This is a genomic window from Streptomyces stoeckheimensis, assembly GCF_045822005.1.
Taxonomy (GTDB): domain Bacteria; phylum Actinomycetota; class Actinomycetes; order Streptomycetales; family Streptomycetaceae; genus Streptomyces; species Streptomyces stoeckheimensis.
Genome location: NZ_CP169550.1, coordinates 3,171,175 through 3,197,046, shown reverse-complemented (window position 1 = coordinate 3,197,046; position 25,872 = coordinate 3,171,175). Strand labels below are relative to the sequence as shown.

Genomic DNA, 25,872 nt, shown 5'->3' with positions numbered 1-25,872 from the left:
CGGGCACCGGAGGGGCCGTACCTCGCGCGAGCGACGTACGGCCCCTCCGTCGTGCTCCGGGTGCCTAGACGGGCGAGGTCGGCGCCGGTGACTTCGACGCCGTGCACACCGTGCCCGTGCCGGGCACCTTTCCGTCGAGCAGGTAGGAGTCGACGGCCTGCTGCACGCAGGGGTCGCCGCTGTTGTAGGCGCCGTGCCCCTCGCCCTTGAAGGTGAGCTCCACACCGACGCCGGGGCCGAGCCGCTCCACCATCTTGCGGGCGCCCTCGTACGGGGTCGCCGGGTCACCGGTGTTGCCGATCACCAGGATGGGCGCCGAGCCCGGGGCGGAGACGTCCGGGGTGTTCCAGGCGCCGGCGACGGGCCAGTCGGTGCAGCCCATCATGGCCCAGCCGAGGAAGTCCCCGAAGACGGGAGAGGCGGCGCGGAACTCGGGCAGCTTCGCCTTGGTCTGCGCGAGCGTGTAGCGGTCCTTGGAGTCGGCACAGCTGATGGCGGTGTTGGCCGACCCGATGTTGCTGTACGTGCCCTTCGGGTCCCGGCCGTTGAGGGCGTCCGACATGGCGAGCAGCAGCTGCCCCTGGCCGCCCTCGGCCTCGTCCAGGCCCTGTTCCAGCAGGGGCCAGGCCTCCTTGGAGTACAGGGCGAAGGCGATGCCGTTGGTCGCGGCGTCATCCGTGAGCAGCCGGTCGCCGGAGCCGGGGATGGGCTTGGCCGCCAGCTCCTTCTGGAGCTTGATGATGTTCGCCTCGATCTCCTTGGCGGTGCTGCCCTGCAGTTGGCACGAGTCGCCGCGGTTCACGCAGTCCTGGGCGAAGTTGCCGAGCGCGAGCTGGAAGCCCTTGGCCTGGCCGAGGGCGCCCTCCTCGGAGTTCTTGGTCGGGTCGACCACGGCGTCGAAGACGGCCCGCCCCACGTTCTTCGGGAAGAGGTGGGCGTAGACCCCGCCGAGCTCGGTGCCGTAGGAGATGCCGAAGTAGTACAGCTTCTCGTCGCCGAGGGCCTGGCGGATCCGGTCCAGGTCGCGGGCCGCGTTCTCGGTGCCGACGTGGGGCAGCACCTTGCCGGACTTCGCCTCGCAGGCCTCCTTGTACTGCTTGGAGGTGGCGAGGAACTGCTTCTCCTCCTCCGGCGTCGAGGGGCTGGAGTCGGTGGCGTAGTACGCGTCCAGCTGCTTGTCGTCCTCGCACAGCACGGGCGCGCTGCGGCCCACCCCGCGCGGGTCGAAGCTGACGAGGTCGTAGCGCTCGCGCAGGGCCGCGTACTCCTTGGCCGCGCCGGGCAGGGTGGTGATGCCGGAGCCGCCGGGGCCGCCGAAGTTGAAGACGAGGGAACCGATCCGCTTGTCCTTGTCGCGTGCCTTGGCCCGGATCAACGCCAGCGGGATCGTCTCCCCCTCGGGCTCGGCGTAGTCCAGGGGCACGTCGAGGACGGCGCACTGCCAGTCCTTGCCGGGGACCTGCCCGCCGCCCTCGGCGGCGGTGGGAGCCTGGCAGTCGCCCCACTTCGGTTTCTTGATGCCCTGGGCGGCGCCGTCCTTGCCCCTCTTCTCCTTGCCTCCGCCGTCGGAACAGGCACTGGTGGCGAGCAGCGCGGCGGCAGCGGCGGCGGCAGCGGCGACCCGCAGGGCGTGTGTGGGCATGTCTTCATCCTGTGCGCGCCCCGCGCGCCCCGCCCCCGCGCTGACCCGTCCGGGTTACGGGGGCGGGGCGCGCGGGGTGACCGGTCACTGCGCGGCGGTCGCCGCGGGGATGTCGACGCCGGCGGCCCGGCGGGCCGGCCAGAGGGAGGCGAGGAGGGCGCCGGCCAGGGCGAGCAGCACCCCGAGGGCGAGCCGTCCCCAAGGGATGACCAGGGCGTATCCGGCGACGCTCTCCTGGAGGGTGTTGCCGAGGGCCCAGCCCGTGAAGACGCCCATGACCGTGCCGACGGCCGCGCCGAGGGCGCCGACGAGCAGGGCCTCGATGCGGATCATCCGGGTCACTCCGGCGCGGTCCAGGCCGAGGGCGCGCAGCGTGCCGATCTCTTTGCGGCGTTCGAGCACCGACATCGCGAGGGTGTTGGCGATGCCGAGGGCGGCGATCATCAGGGCCATGCTGAGCAGCGCGTAGAAGATGTTGAGCTGGTTGCCGATGCCGCTGGTGTCCTCGGACCGGATGGCCTCCTTGTCCAGGACGGACAGGGCGGGGTTGTCGCCGAGCGCCTTGACGACGCTCGCGTGCTGGGCCCGGCCGGGGCCGCCCGCGGTGGCCACGACGATCGAGTCGGTGTGCGGGGTGGAGTCGAAGCGGGCGACCAGGGAGTCGGGTGCGGTGATGCTGGGCAGCACCTTGCTCTGTTCGTCCGCGCGGTAGATCGCGCCGATGGTGAGCTCGCCCTGCTGGTCCAGTCGCTTCACGGGGAGGCTCTGGCCGACCTTCCATCCGTTGGCCCGGGCCTTGTAGTCGGCGACGGCGACCTTGCCCTGGGCGAGGCTGTCGAGGGAGCCCGCGGTCACCTCGTAGCGCAGGAGGCGGCCGATGGCGGCGGGGTCGACGCCGGTCAGGACCGAGCGGACGCCGCCGATCTGGTACTCGGTGGACTGGTTGAGCGGGCTGTAGGTGGCGCCGGTCAGCTTCTTGAGGGGTTCGGCGGTGGCGGGGGTCATCCGCTGCCCGCCCGAGGGGGCCTGCACCAGGTAGTCGGCGGTGATGTCGCGGGTGGTCGCGCCGTCGAGGTACTGGGTGGCGGAGGCACCGAGGACGGACAGGCCCGAGGCGAGCGCGAGGGCGATGGCGAGCGCCGCGGCGGTGGCGCCGGTACGCCGCGGGTCGCGCACGGTGTTGCGGGCGGCGAGGTCGCCGTGCACCGGGCTGTAGCGGAGCAGCAGCGGCCGGAGCAGGGCGGTGAACGGCTGGGACAGCAGCGGGATGAGGCCGATCGCGCCGGTCAGGGTGAGGGCCGCGCCGAGCCCGATGACGGTCCGGGCGTCGCCGTCGGCCGCGAGGGCTCCGTACAGGGTGGCGGCCGCTCCGGTGAGGAGCAGGGCGGCGCCGATCCGGGTGCGCAGGGAGCCGGCGTGTGCGGGCGCGGCGGGTTCGGCGGCGCCGAGCGCGGCGACGGGCGGGATGGCCATGGCCCGGCGGACCGGCACCCAGGCGGCGATCACGGGCAGGACGGTGCCGACCACGAGCGCGATGATCACCGTGGAGGGGAGCAGGGTCAGCGGAGCGTCCGGGCTGTCGGCGGAGGAGAAGAGGGCCTGGAGCAGGGCGGCGACCCCGGTGCCGGCCAGGATGCCGGCCACGGAGGCGACCAGGCCGACGAGCACGGACTCGGTCAGCAGGATCCGGCGGACCTGCTTGCGGGTGGCGCCGACGGCCCGCATCAGGGCCAGTTCCCGGGTGCGCCGGGAGACCAGCATGGTGAAGGTGTTGGAGATGAGGAAGGTGGCCACGAACAGGGCGACCGCGGCGAAGCCCACCATGATCTGGCTCATGGTGTCGCTGCCGCTGGAGGCGCGGTTCGCCTGGAGCCGGGCGAGGAAGGCACCGGTGACCGCGGTGGAGTCCTTGGGGATCACCGCTTCGACCCGGGCGAGGAGCTGCGTCGTGTCGGTGCCGGGGGCGGCCGTGATCTCGATGTCCGTGTACCGGCCGGGCTCGAGGTACAGCCGCTGGGCGGTGGCGTCGTCGAACAGCACGAGGCTGCCCCCGGAGGACAGCTTCGAGGCGTCGGTGCGGAAGACGCCGCTGAGCCGGTAGGACTCGGCTCCGGTGCTCGTGCCGACGCGCACGGTGTCACCGACGCGGTAGCCGCCCTTGGCGGCGGAGGCCTCGTCGAGGGCGACGGCCTTGCCGTCGACCGGGCCGGAGCCCTCCGTGAAGGCGTAGGCCGGGTCCTTTCCGTCCTTGCCCGGGGCGAAGTTGCCGCCCTTGCGGAAGTCGGCGCTGCCCAGCAGCCGGCCCTCGCGGTCGGCGACGGCGGCGAAGCCGTTGACCCGGCCCGCGGCGGCGGCGACGCCGGGGACCTCGGCCAGGGAGGTGGCGGTGCGGGCGTCGAGGGTGGCGGGCGGGGCGCCGGGCACGGAGTTGGGCGAGACGTTGAGGGAGATGCGGTCGTAGCCGGCGCTCGCCCGGTCGACGGCGGCCTGCTTCTGGCTGTCGCCGTAGACGAGGCTGCCGGTGACGAAGGTGACCCCGAGCATGACCGCGAACACGGTCATCAGCAGGCGGGCCTTGTGCGCGAGCACGTTGCGCAGGGCGGTACGGAACATGGGATGCGGATCCTGGGAGGCTGGCCCGGGGAGCGGGCGGGCGGCTGGTTCGGTGCGGGAGCGCGGAGGGGTCAGCTCGTGCGGGAGCGCGCGTCGAAGGCCTTCATCCGGTCCAGGACCCGGTCCGCGGTGGGCTGCACCATCTCGTCGACCAGCCGTCCGTCGGAGAGGAAGACCACGCGGTCGGCGTACGCGGCGGCGACGGGATCGTGGGTGACCATGACCACGGTCCGGCCCAGCTCGCGCACGGAGTCGCGCAGGAAGCCGAGGACCTCGGCCCCGGCCCGGGAGTCGAGGTTTCCGGTGGGCTCGTCGCCGAAGATGATCGAGGGACGGGCGATCAGGGCCCGGGCCACCGCCACGCGCTGCTGCTGCCCGCCGGAGAGCTGCCCGGGACGGTGGCCGAGGCGCTGAGAGAGGCCGGTCAGGGAGACCACGTGGTCCAGCCACTGCCGGTCGGGCTTACGGCCGGCGATGGTCAGCGGCAGGGTGATGTTCTCCAGCGCGGTCAGCGTCGGCATCAGGTTGAACGCCTGGAAGATGAACCCGATCCGGTCCCGGCGCAGCCGGGTGAGCTGCTCGTCGTTCAGGGAGCCCAGCTCGGTGGTGCCGATCCGGGCGGAGCCGGAGCTGAAGGAGTCGAGCCCGGCGGCGCAGTGCATCAGGGTGGACTTGCCGCAGCCGGAGGGGCCCATGATCGCGGTGAACCGGCCCTCGTGGAAGGAGATGCTGACGCGGTCCAGGGCCACGACCCGGGTGTCGCCACTGCCGTAGACCTTCGAGAGGTCGGTGGTGGCGGCCGCGATGCCGGTCGGCGCGGGGTGCGGATGCGGGGCAAGGGGGGCGGCGGTCACGGGGACTCCTCTTCGGCGCGGGAAGCTGCACTTCGAAGGGTGTCCGGGGGACGTATCGGGGCTTGGGCCGCCGGGTATCGGGGGCCGCTCCGGTGTGTATCGGTGCGGTAGCGGGCGGGCTGCCGCTGCGCGGGGCGAGGTCCCCTCCCCGCCCTTCGCCCGTTCCCCGGGCTGCGCCCGGACCCCCCCTGGGGCTCCGCCCCGGACCCCGCTCCTCAAACGCCGGAGGGGCTGGATTTTCCGCTGCGCGGCGGGGGTCAGGTCGGCAGGTGCAGCGTCGCGATCGCGCCGCCGTCCGGGGCGTTGGCGAAGCGGAGTTCGGCGCCCAGCACCCGGGCCTGGCCCACGGCGATGGTCAGGCCCAGGCCGTGGCCCGAGCCGCGCTCGGCCGCGCCCGTCTGGAAGCGGCGCGGGCCGTCGCGCAGCAGGTCGGCGGGGAAGCCGGGGCCGTGGTCCCGTACGACGACGGTGGAGCCCTCGACGGTGACCCGGACCGGGGCCTGCCCGTGCCGGTGGGCGTTGACGACGAGGTTGCCGACGATCCGCTCCAGGCGGCGCGGGTCGGTCTCCGCGCTCCCGGCCGACGGGGAGACCTCGACCTCGGTGGTGAGGCCGGTGCGCGTCACGGCCTCGGAGACGACCGCGCCGAGCGGAACCCGGTCGCGGACCGGGAGTTCGGCGCCCGCGTCGAGCCGGGAGATCTCCAGGAGGTCCTCGACGAGCCCGCGCAGATCGCGCACCCGGGCCCGGAGCAGGTCCTCCGTCTCCCCGGGCGGCAGCAGGTCCGCCGCGGCCAGCAGACCGCCGACGGGCGTGCGCAGTTCGTGGGCCACGTCGGCGGTGAACCGGCGCTCGTCGCGCAGCTTCCGGCCGAGGGTGTCGGCCATCAGGTCGACGGTGGCGGCGATGTCGTCGACCTCGTCGCGGCCCTGCGTGGGTCCGGTACGGGCGTCCAGGTCCCCAGCGGAGATCCGGCTCGCGGTCTCGGAGACCCGGCTCAGCCGGCGGCCGAGCAGCCCGGCTCCGTACACCGCCAGCGGGGTGGCCGCGGCGAGGGCGAGCAGGGAGGCCACCGCCATGGTGGCGTCGAGCCGGCGCAGGTCGTAGCGCTGCGCGTTCGTGTTGACGGAGTAGGCCAGCACCGGGCTGCCCGGTCCGCCCACGCGCTGAGCGGCCCAGACGGTCGGCCCGCTGTTCCCGTCGAGGTGCCCGTCGTAGCCCACGTGCCGGTCGCCGTCGTCCGGGTTGCGCAGCGAGGCGGGCAGTCCGGGCGGATCGAGCTCGGCGCCCTCGATCAGGGTTCCGGTGCGCCGGTAGGTGTCCATGGCCGTGTACACGGTGTTGAAGGCCTGCATCTCGGCCCGGGAGCGGATGTCCGACGCGGTCCAGAGGTGTACGAGCACGCCCACCGCCGCCGCGACCAGGCAGGCCGTGCCCGCGGCCAGGGCGGCGATCTTCCAGCGCAGGGGGACGCGGCCCGGCCGCGGCCGTTCGAAGGGGGCCACCGGTCTCAACGCCTGAGCTTGTAGCCGAAGCCGCGGACCGTTTCGATCCGGTCGCGGCCGAGCTTGCCGCGCAGCCGCTGCACGCACAGGTCCACGACCCGGCTGTCGCCGTCCCAGCCGTAGTCCCAGACGTTGCGCAGCAGGGTGTGCCGCTCCAGCACGACGCCCGGGTGGGCGGCGAACTCCAGCAGCAGTTTCAGCTCGGTCGGGGTCAGCGCCACCGGGGTTCCGGCGACGGCCACGTCCAGGCCGCCGGTGTGGATGGTCAGGTCCCCGAAGGTCAGCAGCTCCCCCTCGGAAGGTCCCGCCCCTTCCTCCGCGGCCTGCCCCGCCGCCGGGGCGGGGGCGGGGGCGGGGGCGTAGGTGGCGCGCCGCAGCAGGGAGCGGATGCGGGCCACGAGCACGTTGGTGTCCACGGGCTTGACGACGTAGTCGTCCGCCCCGGCCTCCAGACCCGACACGATGTCCAGCCCGTCGCCGCGCGCCGACATCATCAGGACCGGGACCAGGCTGGTCTCCCGGACCTTGCGGCACAGGCCGATCCCGTCGAGGCCGGGCAGCATCACGTCGAGGATCAGCAGGTCGAAGTCCTCGTCGCGGAAGGATTCGAGGCCGGTGAGTCCGTCGGCGGCGGCCCGCACCGTGTACCCGTAGCGCTCCAGGGAGACGGTGAACGAGCGGCGCATCAGCTCGTCGTCCTCCACCAGCAGCACGCGGACCGGTCGCGGAGCGGCGGGAGCCGGGGTGGGGGTGGACACGGAGGACGACTCCTGTTCGGCGGACGGGTACCTGTGAGAACGATAGGGCCGCGGCAGCCGTGAACGCGCTGGCCACGGCCCCGGGGGCCGAACGGATGAGGAGCCGAGCGTCCTCTGATACCCGCCCGATACGAACGGGGGCCGCGCCCTACGGCTGCGCCAGGACCTGCTTCGCCGCCGCGCGCCCCGTCGCGACGCAGGCGGCCACGCCCACGCCCTCGTACGCCGCTCCGCACAGGGCGATGCCGGGGAGCTTGCCGGCGGCCTCGCGGATGCGGGCGACGCGCTCGCGGTGCCCGACGCCGTACTGGGGCAGGCCCCGGTCCCAGCGGGTGACGCGGGTGGCCAGGGGTTCTCCCATGGGGCCCACCGCGTGGTGGAGTTCGGCGATGGCCGAGCGGACCAGGTGGCGGTCGGGGCGGCCGAGCAGCGCGTCCTCGCCGATGCGGCCGATGGAGGCGCGCAGCACGAAGGTCTCGGGGGCCGAGTCGTGCAGCCAGGACCACTTGTTGGAGAGGAAGGAGGCGGCCTTCAGGGTGTGGCCGTCGACCGGCGGGACCAGGAAGCCGTTGCCCTGGGGGAGGAAGTGGGCCTGGGCGCGGGAGAAGGCCATGGTGATGACGGCCGTCGATGCGTGCGGGATCGAGGAGAGCTCGGCCTCGGCGAGCGGGGAGTGGGGGCGCAGCAGCTCCGCCGCCGCGAAGGCGGGCAGGGCGAGGATCACCGCGTCGGCCTCCATCGTCAGCGCGCCGTCGCCGGTCATGGCCTGGACGCGCCAGCGGCCGTCGCCGACCTGCTGGAGCGAGCGGGCCGTCGTCCCGGTGAGGATGCGGGCTCCGCAGGCTTCGGCGACGGCGGCCGGGAAGCGCCCGGTGCCGCCGACGACGCCCTGGACGGCCACGGCACCCGAGCGGGGGGCGCCCGCCGCGCGCATCCGGCGCAGGGCCGGGAGGAGCGGGGTGCCCTGTTCCGCGAGGGCGGCGATCCGGGGCATGGCCGCGCGCAGCGAGAGCCGCTCGGCGAGGCCGGCGTAGACCCCGCCCAGCATGGGTTCGATGAGGCGGTCCACGGCCTCCTGGCCGAAGCGGCCGCCCAGGTACTCGGTGACCGAGCAGTCCTCGGTGAGCGGGGTGGCCGGGAGGGTCTCCTCGGCGGCGACGCGTGCGACGCCCTCGGGGGAGAGCAGCCCGGTGCCGATCAGGGCGGAGGGGTCGGTGGGGACGCCCATCACGTGTCCGGCGGGCAGCGGGCGCAGGGCGCCGTTGGTCCAGATGGTGGTGGGGGCCTTCGCGGGATCGCAGAGTGCCTCGCCGAGTCCGACGGCGGCGGCCAGTTCCACGGCCTCCGGGCGCAGGGCCATGAGGGATTCGGCGCCCTCGTCGACGGTGATGCCGGCGACGGTGCCGGTCCGGAGCTTCCCGCCGACCTTGGCGTGGCTCTCCAGGACGGTCACATCGGCCTGGCCGCGCAACTGCCATGCGGCGGCCAGACCGCTGATTCCGCCACCGATGACGATCACTGAACGCATTGTGTTCTCCCGTGGCCGAGGCCGTGGTCGATATGTTCCCGTATGAAACGTATGGGAACGGGGTGGGTCAGCGCTTCATGCTTTCGGCCAGAACCCTGAGGTCCTCCTGATAGGGGAAGCTGCCGGGCTCGTACGCGCAGTACGGGTCCGCTTCCAGCACGTCGCGCGTGAAGCCGTACGCCCGCGAGCGCGAGCCCCCGCACACCGTCTTGAACTCGCACGCCCCGCACTTCCCGCGCAGCAGCGAGGGGTCGCGGAGCTTGGTGAAGAGCGCCGAACCACGGTAGATCTCGGTCAGCGGGTGGTTCTTCACGTTGCCCGCGGAGAGCGGCAGGAAGCCGCTGGGGTGCACCTCGCCCGTGTGCGAGATGAAGACGAAGCCGCGGCCCGAGGAGACGTCCATGGGCGGCCGGCGCACGGCCCGCTGCTCCCCGCCGAAGACCCCCAGCTCGCGGGCGCGGGCCGAGAGGCGCTCGTGGAGCGGACCCAGGACGGGCTTCTCGCCGCGCGCGTCCAGGACGGTGCGCTGCATCACGACCCGCCGGAAGTGGTGGCCCTCCGTGGTCTTGGTGGCCATCACCGCCCCGCAGTCGTACAGGAAGTGCAGGACGTCCTCGATCTCGGCGGCGGTCAGGGAGTCCAGCTGTTCCCCGCGTCCGGTCGGGACCAGCACGAAGCCCGACCACAGCATCGCGCCCTCGCGCTTGACCAGTGCCGCGATGTCGGCCAGGTCCTCCAGGCTGTCGCGGGTGACCGTGGTGTTGATCTGGACCTTGAGCCCGAGCTCCCGGGCGGCCCGCCAGCCCTCCAGCGTCCAGTCGTAGACCCCGGGCACCCCGCGGAAGGCGTCGTGCCGCTCGGCCGTGGAACCGTCCAGGGAGAGCGAGAGCGCGATGGCCCCCGCTTCCCGCACCGCCACGAGGTTCTCCCGGGTCAGGGTCGGCGTCCCCGACGGGGACACCGCGACGCGCAGGCCGAGCGAGGTCCCGTACGCGACCAGGTCGGTGAGGTCGGCGCGCTGGAAGGGGTCCCCGCCGGTGATCACGAAGAGCGGGCTGGGCTTGCCGAAGGCGGCGATCTGGTCCATCACCCGGCGGGCGTCCGCCCCGTCGAGCTCCTCGGGGTGGCGCAGGGTCTGCGCCTCGGCCCGGCAGTGCAGACAGGCCAGCGGACAGGCCCGGGTGGCCTCCCAGATGACGATGAAGGGCCGGTCGGACACCGCGTGGCGGGGGCTGCGGACGACCGAGTGGGCGGGGCGGGGGGCCGCCGGACCGGGGCGGCGGTTCACGAGACCCGCTCCCAGCCGCGCTTGCTCGGGCGGTTGGCGAGCTGCTCGGGGTCCCGCTTGCGGTAGACCACGTACGGCCGGAACAGGTACTTCAGCGGCACGGAGAACATGTGCACCAGGCGCGAGTACGGGATCAGCGCGAACAGGACGAAGCCGAAGATGATGTGGATCTTGAAGGCGAGCGGGGCCGCCGCCATCAGGTGGTAGTCCGGGGTGAAGGTGAACAGGCTCCGGAACCAGAGCGAGATGCCGTCGCGGTAGTTGTACCCGTCCATCATTCCGGCCGAGTTGAGCATCGTGGCCGTCAGCCCGAGGGCCATCGCGCCGAGCAGGCACGCGTACATCGCGTGGTCGCTGCGCAGCGTCGCCCGGCGCACGGCCGGGACCTTGAAGCGCCGGTAGACGAGGATCCCGATGCCCGCGGCGGCCGCGACGCCCGCGAGCGTGCCGGTGCCGAGCGCGATCAGGTGGTAGGCGTGGTCGCTGACGCCCACCGCGTCGGTCCAGCTCTTCGGGATCAGCAGACCCACCACGTGACCCAGGACCACGAAGAGCATGCCGAAGTGGAAGAGCGGCGAACCGATGCGCAGCAGCCGCGACTCGTGCAGCTGCGACGAGTGCGTGGTCCAGCCGAACTTGTCGAACCGGCCCCGCCACACCGTTCCCGCGATCAGCAGGGCGATCGAGACGTACGGGAGAACGCCCCACAGGAGGAGGTCCATCAGGCGGGCATCCTTTCGGGTGTCGTGGGCCAGGGAAGGTCGGTCGGAGCCGAGAACGGCAGGTCGGCCGGCATGTCGAGGCCCGGCCCGAACGGTTCGAGCGCCGAGCCCGCACCCACCAGCTCCTGCGGCGGCCCGTTCTTCGCGAGGGCCTTCGCCTCCGCCTTGGTCTCGGGGGAGGGCCCGGGCAGCGTCGCGCAGACGGCCTCCAGCACCCGGGCGTACGGGGACCCGGACTCGGTGAGCGCCAGGCGCAGCAGCTCCAGCCCGGCCCGGTGCTCCTGGAGCAGCTCGGTGCCGGCCTCCTCCTGGCGGGCGGCGAACTCCAGGGCCACCGGGAGGAAGTCGGGCAGCTCCTCGCCCGCGAACTCCAGCCCGAAGTCCCGGTAGATCCGCTTCAGCCGGACCAGGGACAGCCCGCGCCGGCGGGTGTCCCCGTCGATCCACCAGGTGAGGTAGAGGCAGCGCCGGTTGCGGGTGTCGAAGGTCGAGGTGTACTGGGAGCACAGCTCGATCGGGGTCTGCCGCTCGGCCTCGTCGAGGAACGCGCCGAGCAGTGCGGCCGGTTCGGCGGGCGCCCCGGCGAGGGCCGCACGGAGCCGCGGGAGTTCGTCGTGGAAGTGGTCGCCGGGGTACTGCAGGACACAGCCCGCGACCAGGCGCAGCAGGGCATCACCGCTCAGCGTGTATCTGCTCACGAACTCCTCCTCGTCGTGCCGAGATTGAGCATCACCCGGGGCTCGGGCAGCGCGCCGACCGGGCAGCCCTGGTCGACGGCGTTCGCGCCGGCCAGAGGATGCGACTCGGCGAGCGCCTCGGCATCGGAGCGGGCCGCGGTCGGGATCACGAAGCGGTCCTCGATCTTGGCGATGGCCAGCAGGCGGAACATGTCCTCCATCTCCTGCCCGGTCAGCCCGACGGCCTCGGCGATCGACTCGTCCTTCGCCTCGCCCAGGTTGACGCGGCGCATGTAGGCGCGCATCGCGGCCATCCGGCGCAGCACCGCCTCCACCGGCACGGTGTCGCCCGCGGTGAGGATCGCGGCGAGGTACTCGACGGGGATGCGCATCGCGTCGATGGCGCCGAAGAGGTTGCCGGCGTCCTCGCCGTCACTGCCGGTGGCGGCGACGGCGTCGACGACGGGGGAGAGCGGCGGGACGTACCAGACCATCGGCATCGTCCGGTACTCCGGGTGCAGCGGCAGGGCGACCTGGTAGGTGGCGATCAGGTCGTAGACGGGCGAGTGCTGCGCCGCGTCGATCCACTCGTCGGTGATGCCGGCCGCGCGGGCGGCGGCGATCACGGCCGGGTCGGACGGGTCCAGGAAGCACTCCACCTGGGAGGGGTACAGGTCGTGCTCGTCCTCGACCGCGGCGGCCTCGGTCACCTTGTCGGCGTCGTAGAGCATGACGCCGAGGTAGCGCATGCGGCCCACGCAGGTCTCCGAGCACACCGTCGGCATGCCGACCTCGATGCGCGGGAAGCAGAACGTGCACTTCTCGGCCTTGCCGGTCTGGTGGTTGAAGTACACCTTCTTGTACGGGCACCCGGACACGCACATGCGCCAGCCGCGGCACTGGTCCTGGTCGACCAGGACGATGCCGTCCTCCTCGCGCTTGTACATCGCGCCCGAGGGGCAGGAGGAGACGCACGCGGGGTTGAGGCAGTGCTCGCAGACGCGCGGCAGGTAGAACATGAAGCTCTGCTCGAACTCGAAGCGGATCTTCTCGCCGACCTCGTCGCGGATCTTCTCGATGATCGGGTCCTTCGGGGCGTTCTGCGGGGCGCCGCCGAGGTTGTCGTCCCAGTTCGGACCCCACTCGATCTTGTCGATGGGTTCGCCGGTGACCTGGGATACGGGCCGCGCGGTGGGCATGTCGTCGCCCGCCGGGGCCTCGGTGAGGTTCTTGTACTCGTACGTCCAGGGCTGGTAGTAGTCCTCGATCTCCGGCAGGTCCGGATTCGCGAAGATCTTGCCCAGCTTGGCGAGCCGGCCACCCGCCCGCAGGCGGAGCTTGCCGGAGCGGGTGCGCTCCCAGCCGCCCTTCCACTTCTCCTGGTCCTCCCAGCGGCGCGGGTAGCCCTGGCCGGGGAGGGTTTCGACGTTGTTGAACCAGACGTACTCGGTGCCCTGCCGGTTGGTCCACGCCTGCTTGCAGGTGACCGAACAGGTGTGGCAGCCGATGCACTTGTCGAGGTTCATGACCATGGCTACTTGGGCCATCACGCGCATCTGTTAGAACTCCACCTTCTGGTCGCGGCGGCGGATGACCGTCACCTCGTCGCGCTGGTTGCCGGTCGGGCCGAGGTAGTTGAAGGCCCAGGTGAGCTGGGCGTAACCGCCGATGAGGTGGGTGGGCTTGAGCATCACCCGGGTCAGCGAGTTGTGGATGCCGCCGCGGCGGCCGGTCTTCTCCGTCTTGGGGACGCCGACCGTGCGCTCCTGCGCGTGGTTCATGTAGACCGTGCCGGGCGGCATCTTGTGGGAGACGATCGCGCGGGCGGTGATCACGCCGTTGCGGTTGACCGCCTCGATCCAGTCGTTGTCCGCGACCCCGATCGCCTCGGCGTCCTGCGGGGACATCCACACCGTCTGGCCGCCGCGGCCCAGGGTCATCATGTAGAGGTTGTCCTGGTACTGGCTGTGGATCGCCCACTTGTTGTGCGGGGTCAGGTACCGGACCGCCACCGACTTCGTCTTCTCGTCGACCGTGCCGAGCTCGGGCTCCCCGTACAGCGTGTGCATGTTCAGCGGCGGCTTGTAGACGGGGAGGGACTCCCCGACCTCGTGCAGCCAGTCGTGGTCGATGAAGAAGTGCTGGCGGCCGGTGAGGGTGTGCCAGGGCTTGAGGTGCTCGGTGTTGATCGTGAAGGCCGTGTACCGGCGCCCGCCGGACTCGGAGCCCGACCACTCGGGCGAGGTGATCACCGGGACCGGGCGGGCCTGGGTGTCGGCGAAGGTGATCCGCTTGCCCTCGGCCTCGGCGGCCAGGTGGGCCATGTGCGTGCCGACCTTCTTCTCCAGCGTCTCGAACCCCTGCGTGGCCAAGCGGCCGTTGCTGGTGCCCGACAGGGAGAGGATCGCCTCGCAGGCCTGCTGGGCGGTCTCCAGGCGCGGGCGGCCGGCGGCGACGCCGCCGCGGACCGTGCCGTTCTTCGCACCGAGGTAGGCGATCTCCTCCGCGACGTCGAAGGTGATGGCCTTCGTGGTCACGCCCAGCTCGTCGACGAGCGGGCCGAGCGCGGCGAACTTCTCGCCGACCGCGCCGTAGTCCCGCTCCACGACCGTCAGGTTGTACATGGTCTTGCCGGGGACGGGCTCGCACTCGCCCTTCGACCAGTCCAGCGCGACGCCGCCGGGCTGGGCCATCTCGCCGCCCGGGGTGTCGTGCTGGAGGGCCGAGGCGACCAGGTCCTTGCGCACGCCCAGGTGGGTCCCGGCGAGCTCGCCGAAGCGCTCGGCCAGGCCCTTGAAGGCGTCGTAGTCGGACTTCGCCTGCCACGGCGGGTCCACCGCCGGGGTGAAGGCGTGCAGGAAGGGGTGCATGTCCGTGGAGGACAGGTCGTGCTTCTCGTACCAGGTGGCCGCCGGGAACACCACGTCGGACAGCAGCGTCGTGGACGTCATCCGGAAGTCCATGGACATGAGCAGGTCGAGCTTGCCCTCCACGTCCTCCTCCCGGTACGTGACGTCCTTGGGCGTGCAGCGCGGCCCGTCCTCGGGCAGGTTGGAGTGGGTGCCCAGCAGGTGCTTGAGGAAGTACTCGTTGCCCTTGGAGCTGGAGCCCAGCAGGTTGGCCCGCCACACGTTGAGCACGCGCGGCCAGTTGTGCGGGGCGTCCGGGTCCTCGCCGGCGAAGCCGAGCTCGCCGCTCTTGAGCTGCCGGACCGTCTCGGCGACCGGGTCCTCGGCCTCGCCCAGCTCCAGGGAGTTGCGGTCGAAGGTCGGGTACGAGGGCATCCAGCCCATCCGGGCGCTCGCCGCCAGGCAGTCCGAGCCGGTCATGCCCTCGAAGGCGCCGGTGGCGAGCGGGGAGGCCAGGGCCTCGGCCGGCAGGGTGTCGTAGCGCCACTGGTCGGTGTGCAGGTAGAACCAGGCCGCGCCGATCATCTGGCGCGGCGGGCGCGACCAGTCGGAGGCCGCGGCCAGCGTCGCCCAGCCCGTGACCGGACGGCACTTCTCCTGGCCGACGTAGTGGCCCCAGCCGCCGCCGTTGCGGCCCTGGCAGCCGGTGAGGGTGAGCAGGGCCAGGAAGGAGCGGTAGATGGTCTCCGAGTGGAACCAGTGGTTCGTGCCGGCGCCCATCAGGATCATGCAGCGGCCCTGCGAGTCCTCGGCGGTCTTCGCGAACTCCCGTGCCACGCGCGCCGCCTGGGCCGCCGGGACGGAGGTCAGTGACTCCTGCCAGCCGGGGGTGCCCGGGGCGCTCGCGTCCTCGTAACCGGTGGGCCACGCGCCGGGCAGGCCCTCGCGGCCCACCCCGTACTGGGCGAGCATCAGGTCGAAGACGGTGGTGACGAGCTTGTCGCCCAGTCGCCGTACGGGCACGCCGCGGCGGATCGTGCCGCCCCGCTCGTCGTCCTCGAAGCGGGGCAGGGTGATCTCGACGGAGTCGTCGGCGGTGCCGTGCAGGGTCAGCCGCGGAACGGTGTCACCGAGGTCGAGGTTCCACTCGGGCTTCTCGTTCTCGCCCCAGCGGTGGCCGAGCGATCCGTTCGGTACGACGGCCTCGCCGGTCGCGTCGTCGATCAGCACGGTCTTCCACTGCGCGTTCTCCGTCTCCCGGCCCAGATCGGCGGCGGTGACGAATTTCCCGGGAACCAGACCCTGATCGGTCTCCTTGAGGGAAACCAGGAAAGGCAGGTCCGTGTACTTCCTGACGTAGTCCGTGAAGAACGGGGTCTGCTGGTCGACGAAGAATTCCTTGAGGATGACGTGGCCCATCGCGAGGGCCAGCGCACCGTCCGTACCGGGGTGCGGGTGCATCCATTCGTCGGCGAATTTGGTGTTGTCCGCGTAATCCGGGGAAACGGTGACGACCTTCTGCCCGCGGTAGCGGGCCTCGGCCATCCAGTGGGCGTCCGGGGTGCGGGTGACGGGGACGTTCGAGCCCCACATCATCAGGTACGCGGCGTCCCACCAGTCGCCCGACTCCGGGACGTCCGTCTGGTCCCCGAACACCTGCGGGGAGGCGACCGGGAGGTCGGCGTACCAGTCGTAGAAGGAGAGCATCGGCGCGCCGATGAGCGAGTGGAACCGGGCACCGGCCGCGTGCGAGGCCATCGACATCGCCGGGATCGGCGAGAAGCCGGCGACCCGGTCCGGGCCGTGCTCCTTGATCGTGTGCACGTGCGCGGCCGCGACGATCTCCGTCGCCTCCTCCCACGTCGCCCGCACCAGCCCGCCCTTGCCGCGCGCCTGCTGGTACGTACGCCGGCGGACCGGGTCGGACTGGATGTCGGCCCAGGCCTCGACCGGGTCGCCGAGGCGCGCCTTGGCCTCGCGGTACATCTCCAGCAGGGCGCCGCGCACGTACGGGTAGCGCACCCGGGTGGGGGAGTAGGAGTACCAGGAGAACGAGGCGCCGCGCGGGCAGCCGCGGGGCTCGTACTCGGGACTGTCGGGGCCGACCGAGGGGTAGTCGGTGGACTGGGTCTCCCAGGTGATGATCCCGTCCTTGACGTAGACCTTCCACCGGCAGGAGCCGGTGCAGTTCACGCCGTGGGTGGAGTACACGACCTTGTCGTGGCTCCACCGGTCCCGGTAGAAGGCCTCCGCGGCGCGGCCGCCGGTGTGGTGGACGGTCCGCAGGTCGTCGGAGACCTCGGCGGACCTGAAGAAGCTGCCTGCCTTGATCAGCGATTCGGCGGCGTCCTGGTGTCCGCGTCCATCGCGTGCGTGGCGCTCGTGCAAGGCGACCCTCCAGGCCGGAATAAAAGGCGGTGCGTGGGGTCCGGGCAAGATGACCCAGACACGACGCTACGCCCGGCGCGAAGGCGAATCCGATGACAAAGGTCCCGTACGGGCGTGACCTAATTCCGGTCTTTCACAGGCCGAGTGGATGCCACGCTGGAAAGGGTCAACTCCGGTGCACGGCCGGAAAATTACGAGTCCGAATACCAATTAGCGGAAGGCTGGGGAGCGTGCCGCCGAAGAAGGCCTCCTGGATCCCGGACCAGCACGGGGCGTGGGCGATGCTCACCGTGCCCTTCCTCGCGGGCACGTTCCTGTCGCCGCGGCCCGGAGGGCGGCACGCCCTCCTCCTGGCGGCCTGGCTCCTCGGCTACGCCGCGGTCTTCCACGCCCAGCAGTGGCTGCGCCTGCGCCGGGTCGCAGCCCGGCGCCCGGCGGTGGCCCGGCGGCACGTCCGCCCGGCGCTGGTCCTCGGCGCGGCGACCGCACTGGCGGGGATCCCGCTCGCGGTGCTCCGCCCCTGGCTGCTGCTCGCGGCCGCGGCGGCGGCGCCCTTCGTCGCCGTGAACTCCTGGTTCGCGCGGAACAACCGCGAGCGGGCCCTGGCCAACGGACTGGCCGCGGTGGTCCCGGCCTGCGGGATGCTGCTGGTGGCCGCACGGCTGGGCGGGGGAGGGCTGCCCTGGGCGCCCGCCGCCGCCTGCCTGCTGTACTTCGCGGGCACGGTCCCGTACGTGAAGACGATGATCAGGGAGCGCAACTCCCGTACGTACTACCGTAGTTCGGTCGCCTATCACGGGGTGGCGGTCGCCCTGGCGTCCCTCCTGTCCCCGTGGCTGGCGATCCCCTTCGCGGGCTACCTGGCCCGCGCCGCGGCCCTCCCCGGCCGCGGGCTGAAGGTGGGGGTGGTCGGCGCCGTGGAAGTCGTGGGGTCGGCGGCGCTGCTGGCTTCGCTGCTGCTGATCTTCTGAGGGCGGGGAGCCGGGGGCTTCAGAGGGGCAGCGAGCGGAACTCGTCCAGGACGGCGAAGCCCGTGCGGTCGTACAGGCTCATCGCCACCTCGTTGCCGCCGAAGACGTTGAACATCAGCGCCCCGTCGCCGCCCTGCCGCGCGGCCCACTCGCCGACGGACATCGCGGCCCGGCCGTAGCCCTTGCCGCGGTGCTCCTCGTACACCTCCAGCGAGAAGCCGAAGGTGACGCCCGGCAGGTAGCCGTGGTTCACCCAGCCCGTGCCGACCACCTGCGCGTCGGCCTCCAGCGCGTAGAAGGCGTGCCCGGGGGTCGCGTGGCCCTGCGGGAGGTGGCGGGCGAAGTCCTCGTCGGACTTGGCCTTGGCCTGCTCCGGGGTCAGGGCCCCGGCCCGGACGATGTCCGCCACGTACGCGGCCTGCTCGCCGGCGTACCAGCCGGGGTACTCCTCCGCGGTGAGCGGGCGGACGGTGAGGCCCGGCGGCAGGGCCGGGTGCTCGGCGGCGGCCCGCAGCCGGTTCTGGCCCCGCACGCGATAGCCGGCGAACAGTGTGGCTGTGGCTGTGCCCGTGGCCGCGGCTGCGGGTCCCGGTTCGGATCCCGCTCCCGCTCCCGCCCCGCCGGTGAGGCGGACCTCCACCCGCTCTGCGCCCCGCTCGGCGCACCACCGCTCGGCCCACGTGCGGGCCGCGGTCGCCGCGTCCGGTTCCGCCGCCGTCAGGTCGTGGATCCGGCCCACGGTCGCCCCGTTGTCCTCGGCCACCCCGACCGCGATCCATCCGGCGCCGTCCGTGGCCACCGTCCAGCCGTCGACCCCCTTCAGCGCCCGCTCCAGCAGGGCCCGGGAGAGGGGCTCCGAGCAACCCGCGGCCCGGTACCCGGCGAGCACCCGCTCCTCGAAGCCGGCCCGCCACTCGTCTTGGTCGGGCATGACCCGTATTCCGTTCATCCGGCCAGCCTAGGCAGGGCCGCCGACCGGTCTCCAGCGGTTTAGATCGCTTCCTTGCGCGTCAGGAAGTTGAAGGAGACCCACCCCGGCAGCACCGGCAGCCAGAACGTCATCACGCGGAACAGCAGCACCGACGAGACCGCCACCTGGCTGTCCAGCCCCGCGGCGACCAGGCCCAGGGTCAGCGTGGTCTCCACCGCTCCGATGCCGCCCGGTGTCGGAGCCGCCGAACCCAGGGCGTTGCCGGCCAGGAAGACCACGGCGATGCTCGCGTAGCTGATGGCCTCGCCGCCGCCGAAGGCGCGGATCGAGGCGTCCAGGCACATCACGAAGCAGCCCGTCAGCAGCAGCATTCCGCCGATGCCGGTCAGCAGCTTCTGCGGCCGCTGGAGCACGTCCAGCATGCGCGGGACCACTCCCGCGAACAGGGCCCGCACCCGGGTCGCCACGAACTTCCGCAGGAAGGGCACGGCCGTGACCACGAGCACCAGCACGGCCACCGTCAGCAGACCGGCGATGACCGTCCTCGACGGGGTCATCTCGGGGGTCTTCTCGGTCCCCGTCAGATAGCCGAAGGACAGCAGCAGCAGGATGTGGCTCGCCAGCCCGAAGAGCTGCGAGGCGCCCACACTGGCCACCGCCAGCCCGGGCCGGATGCCGGCCCGCTGGAGGAAGCGGGTGTTCAGCGCGACCCCGCCGACGGCAGCCGGAGCCACCAGCTTCACGAAGGATCCGGCGACCTGGGCCACTACGGTCCGCAGGAACGACACCCGCTCGGGCACGAAGCCCAGCAGGCTCATCGCCGCCGCGAAATAGCTGAGCGCCGAGAAGGCGAGCGCCACCCCGACCCAGCCCCAGCGCGCCTCGGAGATGGTGGTGCCGAAGTCGACGTGCGCGATCTGCGTGACCAGGAAGTACGCGCCGAACGCGCCCGCGATGAACGACACCAGCGTGCGCGGCCGGATCCGCTCCAGGCGGGCCGGCTCCACCGGCGCCTGCGGGCGGATCAGCAGCACCTGCTGGCGGATCTGACTCAGCAGATCCTCCTCGCGGGCCCCGTCGAGCGCGTCGTCCAGGGCCTTCTTCTCGGCCTTCTTCTCGCCTGCGGAGCGGGTGGCGGGCGAAGCGGAGCCCGCCTCGCGCAAGGCCTTCGCCGCCCGCGAGGACTCCAGTACGGCTTCCCGCTCCCGGTCCGCCCGCTCCCGCGCCAGCTTGCGCAGCGTCGCCCGCGTGGAGCGGCTCAGCGCGATCGGCTGGAGCAGCGGCAGACAGTCCGCCACCGCGTCCGGGCCGAGCACCGACACCGCGGAGGCGACCGAGCGCTCGGCGCCGACCCGCAGGCCGAGGGTGGTGAGGAGCTGCGCGATGTCCATGCGCAGCACGAGGTCGCCGGCCGCGATCTCGCCGCCGCGCAGGTCGGTCAGGGTGACGGTGCCCGCCGTGGCGCCATTGGCGGAACGATCCACCACGAGGGCGTCCCCGGTGAGCCGCCGGTGCGCGATCCGCCGGGACTGCAGGGCCCGTACCTGCTGCCACGCGTTGCGGCTCAGCTCGTCGGTGATCTCCTCGTCGGCCAGCGAGTCCAGGCTCCGGCCGCCCAGGTGCTCGTAGACGAGCATCACGGCGTCCGGACCCAGCTCGGAGGTGGCGATGAGCTTGGGCGCGTTGGCCCCGGCGGCGATGGCCGCGTACGCGAGCAGCGCCTCCTGCTCCAGCGCCTGGCGCAGGGACTGCAGACTGCGCCGGGTGGTGATCCCGCGCAGCGTGAGGCGGCGCCAGACCCGGTAGTAGAAGCCCTGGGCCTGCTGCTCCCGGTCCACGACGGTGACGTCGAGCGGCGGGCCGTCTTCCAGGGTGACGTGGTAGCGCCGCCCGCGGTCGCTGACCTCGGTGCTGTCGGGACCCTCCGGGGACTCGGCGCGCATCGCGCTGACCGGCTGGAAGCCGACCCGGCGCAGGCCCGCGAGGAGGTTCTGCCCGGTGGGGCGGACGTTCGGCGAGCCGACGGCGTACAGGGTTCCGTACGCGACGCTCCAGCCGATCAGCACGGTCAGGATGATCGAGAAGGGGGTGGTGTAACCGCCGACCAGCATCGCGAAGGCGTCCAGCAGCAGGACCACCCACAGCGCGACGCGCCAGCGCGGGCGCCGGGTCATCCCGACGGCGGTCATGTACGCGATCACGGGCGCGAGGTAGCCGTGCACCGGATCCGTGAGGGCCCCGCCGGCCGAGGTGGGGCGGGTCAGGGCTTCCTGGATGGTCTCGGGTGCCCCCTGGGAGACCCACAGGTCGGTGGCGAGGGTGACACCGTGCGCGAGGACGGCCGCGAGCACGCCGTCGGCGATGCGCAGTCCGTCGCGTTTGATCAGCCGCTCGATGGCGAAGGCGACCGGGACGAGGAGCACCGCGATGCTCGACACCAGACCGGCGACCTTGATCAGCACGTCGGGCGCCTGCCCGGTGCTGTTGTTGATGTCGGCTTCCAGGCCCGCGGTGGTGCCGTGGGCGAAGGCGGCGATGGCGAGGACGACGGCGATGCCGAGGACCCCGACGAGGAGGCGTACGAGGTCGGAGGGGCGGTGCACGCGGGCGGCGAGCAGCGGCTCGTCGACCTCGACCTGGTCGGCGGCCGTGGGGGCGTGGCCGTGCGGGGTCTCGACGTCCTCGCGAGCCGGGTCCGGGACCGGGTCCGGGACCGGGACCGGGACCGGGTCCGGGACCGGCGCCTGAGGCGGGGACAGGGGCAGGGGCAGGTCTGGGTGCATGGCGTCCTCGCGACCCGGTGGCGGGCCTTCGTCTGGGCGCGCGCCGTCGTTCGTCGCCGCGCCGTCCGGAGGACTCACACCCTGCTCCTTTCCCGTCACTTCCGTCTCTTCTTGATCACGTATCACGCGTCACCGCCCGGAAGATGGTGGCACGGACCGGCGGCCGCGCGGGGCAGCAGGGTGCGAGCCGGTCCGGAACACGGGCTTCCACGTTCTTCGCGCTCCCTTGTCGGTCCTTTGCGGCACCATGGGCCGAATGAGCGAAGAGCTGCCGGCGTACGCGGAGCGGGTGCTGGAGGCGGCCGAGCGGATTCCGCCCGGCCGGGTGATGACGTACGGCGACGTCGCGGAGTGGCTCGGCGAGGGCGGACCCCGTCAAGTGGGCCGCGTCATGGCCCTGTACGGGGGAGCCGTGCCCTGGTGGCGGGTGGTGCGGGCGGACGGCCGTCCGCTGCCCGGCAGCGAGCGCAGGGCGCTGGAGAACTACCGGGCCGAGGCCACCCCGCTGCGGCTCACCGGCGACGGCGAACCCCGGCTCGACATGCGGCGGGCGCGCTGGGACGGCGACGGCGGGGACACAGCGCGGGACGAAGGTCACATGTGACAGCTTCGGCCATGTGCGGCCCGGAGGGGTGGTCGAAGGGACGTGCGAAGCCCCGTACGGGGGACGCGTGGGACCGGATGGCAGTGAGGACCGGAGTCCCGGGGAAACTGCGCCCGCCGCGCGCCGTGCCGTAGCGTTGCCTCTTCGGCTTCGGTTTCGGCCACTGCTCCGGGCACCGCTTCGGCCGAGGCTTCGGCCACGGTCACGGGCACCGCCCGGGCCGTCACCACAGCAGCAGCAACCGCTGCGGCAGCGACCGCCGCAACGGCAGACCCACCAGGACCGGCACCCCACGTGAACACCTCTTCCTCCGACGGCCACCGCACCGAGCGGCGGCGTACGCGGAACCCGGACGCGTACCGCCTGGTGCGTACCGGTGCGGAGCGGGTGGATCCCCCTGTGCTGGACGCAGCGCAGCGGGCGGTGGTTGAGCACACCGGCGGTCCGCTGCTGGTCCTGGCCGGACCGGGCACCGGAAAGACGACCACCCTGGTCGAGGCGGTCGCGGCCCGCGTGGAGTCCGGGACCGACCCCGCGCGCATCCTGATCCTCACCTTCAGCCGCAAGGCCGCGGTGGAACTGCGCGACCGGACCGCCCTGCGGCTCGGCGGGGCGCGCGCCCCGCAGGCCACCACCTTCCACTCCTTCTGTTACGGACTGGTCCGCTCCCACCAGGACACCGAACTCTTCGCGGACCCGCTGCGCCTCCTCTCCGGCCCCGAGCAGGACGTCATGGTCCGCACCCTCCTCGAAGGCCAGCGCCGGATCCGCTCGATCCGCTGGCCGGACGACCTGCGGGCCGCGCTGACCACGCGGGGCTTCGCGGACGAGGTCCGCGCGGTGCTGGCCCGCGCCCGCGAGCTGGGCCTCGGCCCGTCCGCCCTCTCCGACTTCGCGTCCCGCCTCGGCCGGCCGGACTGGAAGGCGGCGGCGGCCTTCCTCGCCGAGTACCTGGACGTCCTGGACCTCCAGGGCACCCTGGACTACGCGGAACTCCTCCACCGCGCGGTCCTCCTGGCGGAGCGCACCCCGTCGCTCTCTTCCCTGTACGACGTGATCTACGTGGACGAGTACCAGGACACGGACGCCTCGCAGCTGCGCCTGCTGCGCGCACTGGCCGGCCCTGCCGGACGGCTGACCGCCTTCGGCGACCCCGACCAGTCGATCTACGCCTTCCGCGGCGCGGACATCAACAACATCCTGGACTTCGAGACCTCCTTCCCCGGAGCGCAGGTCCGCGCCCTCACCACCTCCCGCCGCTCGTCATCCGCCCTCCTCACCGCGACTCGCCACCTGACCACCCGCATGGCGGTGCCGCGCCTGCCCTCGGCGGCGGTACGGGCCCACCGCGCGCTCGCGTCGACCCGCGAGGGCGGCCGGGTCGAGGTGTTCACCTACCCCACGGCCGGCGCGGAACTGGACAACATCGCCGACATCCTGCGCCGGGCCCACCTGGAGGAGGGCGTGCCGTGGCAGGACATGGCCGTCCTGGTCCGAGCGGGCGGCCGCACCCTCCCCCACATGCGCCGCGCCCTGATCGCGGCGGGAGTCCCGGCCGAAACGGACGGCACGGACTCCCCCCTCCGCCACGAGCCGGCGATAGCCCCCCTCCTCACGGCCCTCCGCACCCTCGCGGAATCCGCCCTCCCCCCGACCCCGGCGCCAGCCGCCGCCTCCACGGAGACCCCGCCCCCGGAGGCCGAGCTGCCCGACGAAGCCGGGGCCGCTTCGGGCGCCGTGGGCGCCGAGGAGCCCGGCCACGAGACCGTGCCCGGCTCCGCCGGCGTGCCCGCCGCAGGGGAGGGTGCGCAGGCCGACGGAGGCGGCGAGCCCGCCGCAGGCGAAGGGTGGATCGGGGTCGAGGCCGCGCTCGTGCTGCTGTCCTCGCCGCTGGGCGGGATGGACGCCGCCGACCTCCGCCGCCTCGGCCGCGCACTGCGCGACGAGGAGCGGGCCGCCGGGATCAGGACGCCCGCGCCCTCCGACGTGCTCCTCGCCCGCGCCCTCGCAGAGCCCGAGCGGCTCGTCGCCCACGACCCTGCCTACGCCCGCGGAGCCGGGCGCCTCGGCCTGCTGCTGCGCAAGGCCCGCGAGCTGCTCGAAGGCGGCGGCACCGCCGAGGAGGTCCTGTGGACCCTCTGGGACGGCACCCCCTGGCCGCAGCGCCTCGAACGCAGCGCCCGCCGCGGCGGCCCCGCCGGCCGCAACGCCGACCGCGACCTCGACGCCGTCTGCGCGCTCTTCGACACCGCCGCCCGCGCGGAGGAACGTACCGGCGGCCGCGGCGCCCTCAACTTCCTCGAACAGCTCGAAGCCGAGGACATCGCCGGAGACACCCTCACCCCCCGCGCCGTCCGCCGCGAAGCCGTCCGCCTCATGACCGCGCACCGTTCCAAGGGCCTGGAGTGGGGGCTCGTCGTCGTCGCGGGCGTACAGGAAGGGCTCTGGCCCGACCTGCGCCGCCGCGGCTCCCTCCTCGAAGCCGACCGCATCGGCCGCGACGGCCTCGCCGAGCCCCTCACCCCCGGGGCGCTCCTCTCCGAGGAACGCCGCCTCTTCTACGTCGCCGCCACCCGCGCCCGCGACCGCCTCGTCGTCACCGCCGTCAAGGCCCCCGCCGAGGACGGCGACCAGCCCTCCCGCCTCCTCGCCGAGCTCGGCGTCCCCGTCAAGGACGTCACCGGCCGCCCCCGCCGCCCCCTCGCCGTCCCCGCGCTCGTCGCGGAACTCCGCGCCACCACCGTCGACCCCGACGCCTCGCCCGCCCTGCGCGACGCTGCTGCCCAGCGCCTCGCCCGGCTCGCCGTGCTCACCGACGACGAGGACCGCCCGCTGGTCCCCGCCGCGCACCCGCAGCGCTGGTGGGGGCTGTACGAGCCCACCCGCAGCAGCGTCCCGCTGCGCGACCGCGACCATCCCGTCGCCCTGTCCGGCTCCGCCCTGGAGCAGCTCGCCAACACCTGCTCCCTCCAGTGGTTCCTGGGCCGCGAGGTCAAGGCCGACGCCCCCTCCACCGCCGCCCAGGGCTTCGGCAACGTCGTCCACGTCCTCGCCGACGAGGTCGCCTCCGGCCGCACCCCCGCCGACCTCGCCGTCCTGATGGAGCGCCTCGACTCCGTCTGGGACTCGCTCGCCTTCGACGCCCCCTGGAAGTCCCGCCAGGAGAAGGACAACGCCCGCGCCGCCCTGGAACGCTTCCTGCGCTGGCACACCACCGACCGCGGGGGCCGGGCGACCGTGGCCACCGAGCACGACTTCGACGTCACCCTCGACGCGGGGGAGTACGCCGTCCGGGTACGCGGCTCCATGGACCGGGTCGAGGCGGACCCGCAGGGGCGCGCGTACGTCGTCGACTTCAAGACCGGCAAGTCCGCGCCGACCGCCAAGGAGGTCGAACGCCACCCGCAGCTCGCCGTGTACCAGCTCGCCGTGCGCGAGGGCGCCGTCGACGAGGTCTTCGACGGCCTGCGCCCCGCACCGGGCGGCGCCGAACTCGTGCAGCTGCGCCAGGGCGCCGCCCAGCGCGAGGGCGGCGACACGGTGCCCAAGATCCAGGCGCAGCAGGCCCTGGAGGGCGGCGCCTCCGGCGAATGGGTCGGCGACCTGCTCGCGACCGCCGCCGGCCGGGTCCTCGACGAGCGCTTCGCACCCGTCCTCGGCAAGCACTGCGACCACTGCTCCTTCCGCGCCTCGTGCAGCGCCCGCCCGGAGGGCCGCCAGACGGTGGAGTAGGCCCCTCGGCGCCCGCCGGACCGACCC

At 73.0% G+C, this 25,872-nt stretch carries 16 protein-coding genes; 3 read left to right on the top strand and 13 right to left on the bottom strand.

Annotation, left to right across the window (positions count from 1 at the left end; genetic code table 11):
- Window positions 1-64 precede the first annotated feature (64 nt).
- The 11 genes from ACE1OC_RS14285 to ACE1OC_RS14235 all read right to left on the bottom strand — a co-directional run bounded on the left by ACE1OC_RS14285 (window position 65) and on the right by ACE1OC_RS14235 (window position 16,824).
- Window positions 65-1,642 carry an alpha/beta hydrolase gene (locus ACE1OC_RS14285; protein WP_407837331.1) on the bottom strand — a complete coding sequence of 526 codons (1,578 nt, stop codon included), beginning with the start codon at window positions 1,640-1,642 and terminating at the stop codon, window positions 65-67.
- Window positions 1,643-1,726: 84 nt separating this feature from the next.
- Complete coding sequence (locus ACE1OC_RS14280; RefSeq protein ID WP_407837330.1) at window positions 1,727-4,255, bottom strand: ABC transporter permease; 2,529 nt, start codon at window positions 4,253-4,255, stop codon at window positions 1,727-1,729.
- Window positions 4,256-4,326: 71 nt separating this feature from the next.
- Window positions 4,327-5,109 carry an ABC transporter ATP-binding protein gene (locus tag ACE1OC_RS14275; RefSeq protein WP_407837329.1) on the bottom strand — a complete coding sequence of 261 codons (783 nt, stop codon included), beginning with the start codon at window positions 5,107-5,109 and terminating at the stop codon, window positions 4,327-4,329.
- Between the two features lie 257 nt (window positions 5,110-5,366).
- Window positions 5,367-6,614, bottom strand: coding sequence for a sensor histidine kinase (locus ACE1OC_RS14270; protein WP_407837328.1), 1,248 nt, complete (start codon window positions 6,612-6,614; stop codon window positions 5,367-5,369).
- A gap of 5 nt (window positions 6,615-6,619) precedes the next feature.
- A complete protein-coding gene (gene cseB / locus ACE1OC_RS14265; RefSeq protein ID WP_407837327.1) occupies window positions 6,620-7,372 on the bottom strand; it encodes a two-component system response regulator CseB in 753 nt (250 codons plus the stop codon).
- 148 nt (window positions 7,373-7,520) lie between these two features.
- Window positions 7,521-8,900 carry a protoporphyrinogen oxidase gene (hemG, locus tag ACE1OC_RS14260; protein ID WP_407837326.1) on the bottom strand — a complete coding sequence of 460 codons (1,380 nt, stop codon included), beginning with the start codon at window positions 8,898-8,900 and terminating at the stop codon, window positions 7,521-7,523.
- A gap of 67 nt (window positions 8,901-8,967) precedes the next feature.
- On the bottom strand, window positions 8,968-10,188 hold the full coding sequence (locus tag ACE1OC_RS14255; protein WP_407837325.1) for a TIGR04053 family radical SAM/SPASM domain-containing protein: 1,221 nt from the start codon (window positions 10,186-10,188) through the stop codon (window positions 8,968-8,970).
- Window positions 10,185-10,910 carry a respiratory nitrate reductase subunit gamma gene (gene narI / locus ACE1OC_RS14250; protein ID WP_407837324.1) on the bottom strand — a complete coding sequence of 242 codons (726 nt, stop codon included), beginning with the start codon at window positions 10,908-10,910 and terminating at the stop codon, window positions 10,185-10,187. The genes ACE1OC_RS14255 and narI overlap by 4 nt, the downstream gene beginning before the upstream one ends.
- Window positions 10,910-11,608, bottom strand: coding sequence for a nitrate reductase molybdenum cofactor assembly chaperone (gene narJ / locus ACE1OC_RS14245; protein WP_407837323.1), 699 nt, complete (start codon window positions 11,606-11,608; stop codon window positions 10,910-10,912). Before narJ ends, narI begins: the two co-directional genes overlap by 1 nt.
- Window positions 11,605-13,143 carry a nitrate reductase subunit beta gene (gene narH / locus ACE1OC_RS14240; protein WP_407837322.1) on the bottom strand — a complete coding sequence of 513 codons (1,539 nt, stop codon included), beginning with the start codon at window positions 13,141-13,143 and terminating at the stop codon, window positions 11,605-11,607. The genes narJ and narH overlap by 4 nt, the downstream gene beginning before the upstream one ends.
- Before the next feature lie 3 nt (window positions 13,144-13,146).
- A complete protein-coding gene (locus ACE1OC_RS14235) occupies window positions 13,147-16,824 on the bottom strand; it encodes a nitrate reductase subunit alpha (protein ID WP_407837321.1) in 3,678 nt (1,225 codons plus the stop codon).
- 230 nt (window positions 16,825-17,054) lie between these two features.
- On the opposite strand from ACE1OC_RS14235, the gene ACE1OC_RS14230 reads away from it, so the two are divergent.
- Complete coding sequence (locus tag ACE1OC_RS14230) at window positions 17,055-17,795, top strand: YwiC-like family protein (protein ID WP_407837320.1); 741 nt, start codon at window positions 17,055-17,057, stop codon at window positions 17,793-17,795.
- Between the two features lie 19 nt (window positions 17,796-17,814).
- On the opposite strand, the gene ACE1OC_RS14225 is transcribed toward ACE1OC_RS14230, so the two are convergent.
- Window positions 17,815-18,744 carry a GNAT family N-acetyltransferase gene (locus tag ACE1OC_RS14225; RefSeq protein ID WP_407837319.1) on the bottom strand — a complete coding sequence of 310 codons (930 nt, stop codon included), beginning with the start codon at window positions 18,742-18,744 and terminating at the stop codon, window positions 17,815-17,817.
- Window positions 18,745-18,785: 41 nt separating this feature from the next.
- Complete coding sequence (locus ACE1OC_RS14220) at window positions 18,786-21,587, bottom strand: lysylphosphatidylglycerol synthase domain-containing protein (protein WP_407837318.1); 2,802 nt, start codon at window positions 21,585-21,587, stop codon at window positions 18,786-18,788.
- A 178-nt stretch (window positions 21,588-21,765) separates the two neighbouring features.
- Between ACE1OC_RS14220 and ACE1OC_RS14215 the strand changes: the two genes are divergently transcribed.
- Entirely contained in the window at window positions 21,766-22,113 is a 348-nt protein-coding gene (locus tag ACE1OC_RS14215; RefSeq protein ID WP_407837317.1) for an MGMT family protein, read from the top strand.
- A gap of 294 nt (window positions 22,114-22,407) precedes the next feature.
- The gene (locus ACE1OC_RS14210) at window positions 22,408-25,845 is read left to right on the top strand and encodes an ATP-dependent helicase (RefSeq protein ID WP_407837316.1); all 3,438 of its coding nucleotides are present in this window, start codon (window positions 22,408-22,410) and stop codon (window positions 25,843-25,845) included.
- Window positions 25,846-25,872: the final 27 nt, after the last annotated feature.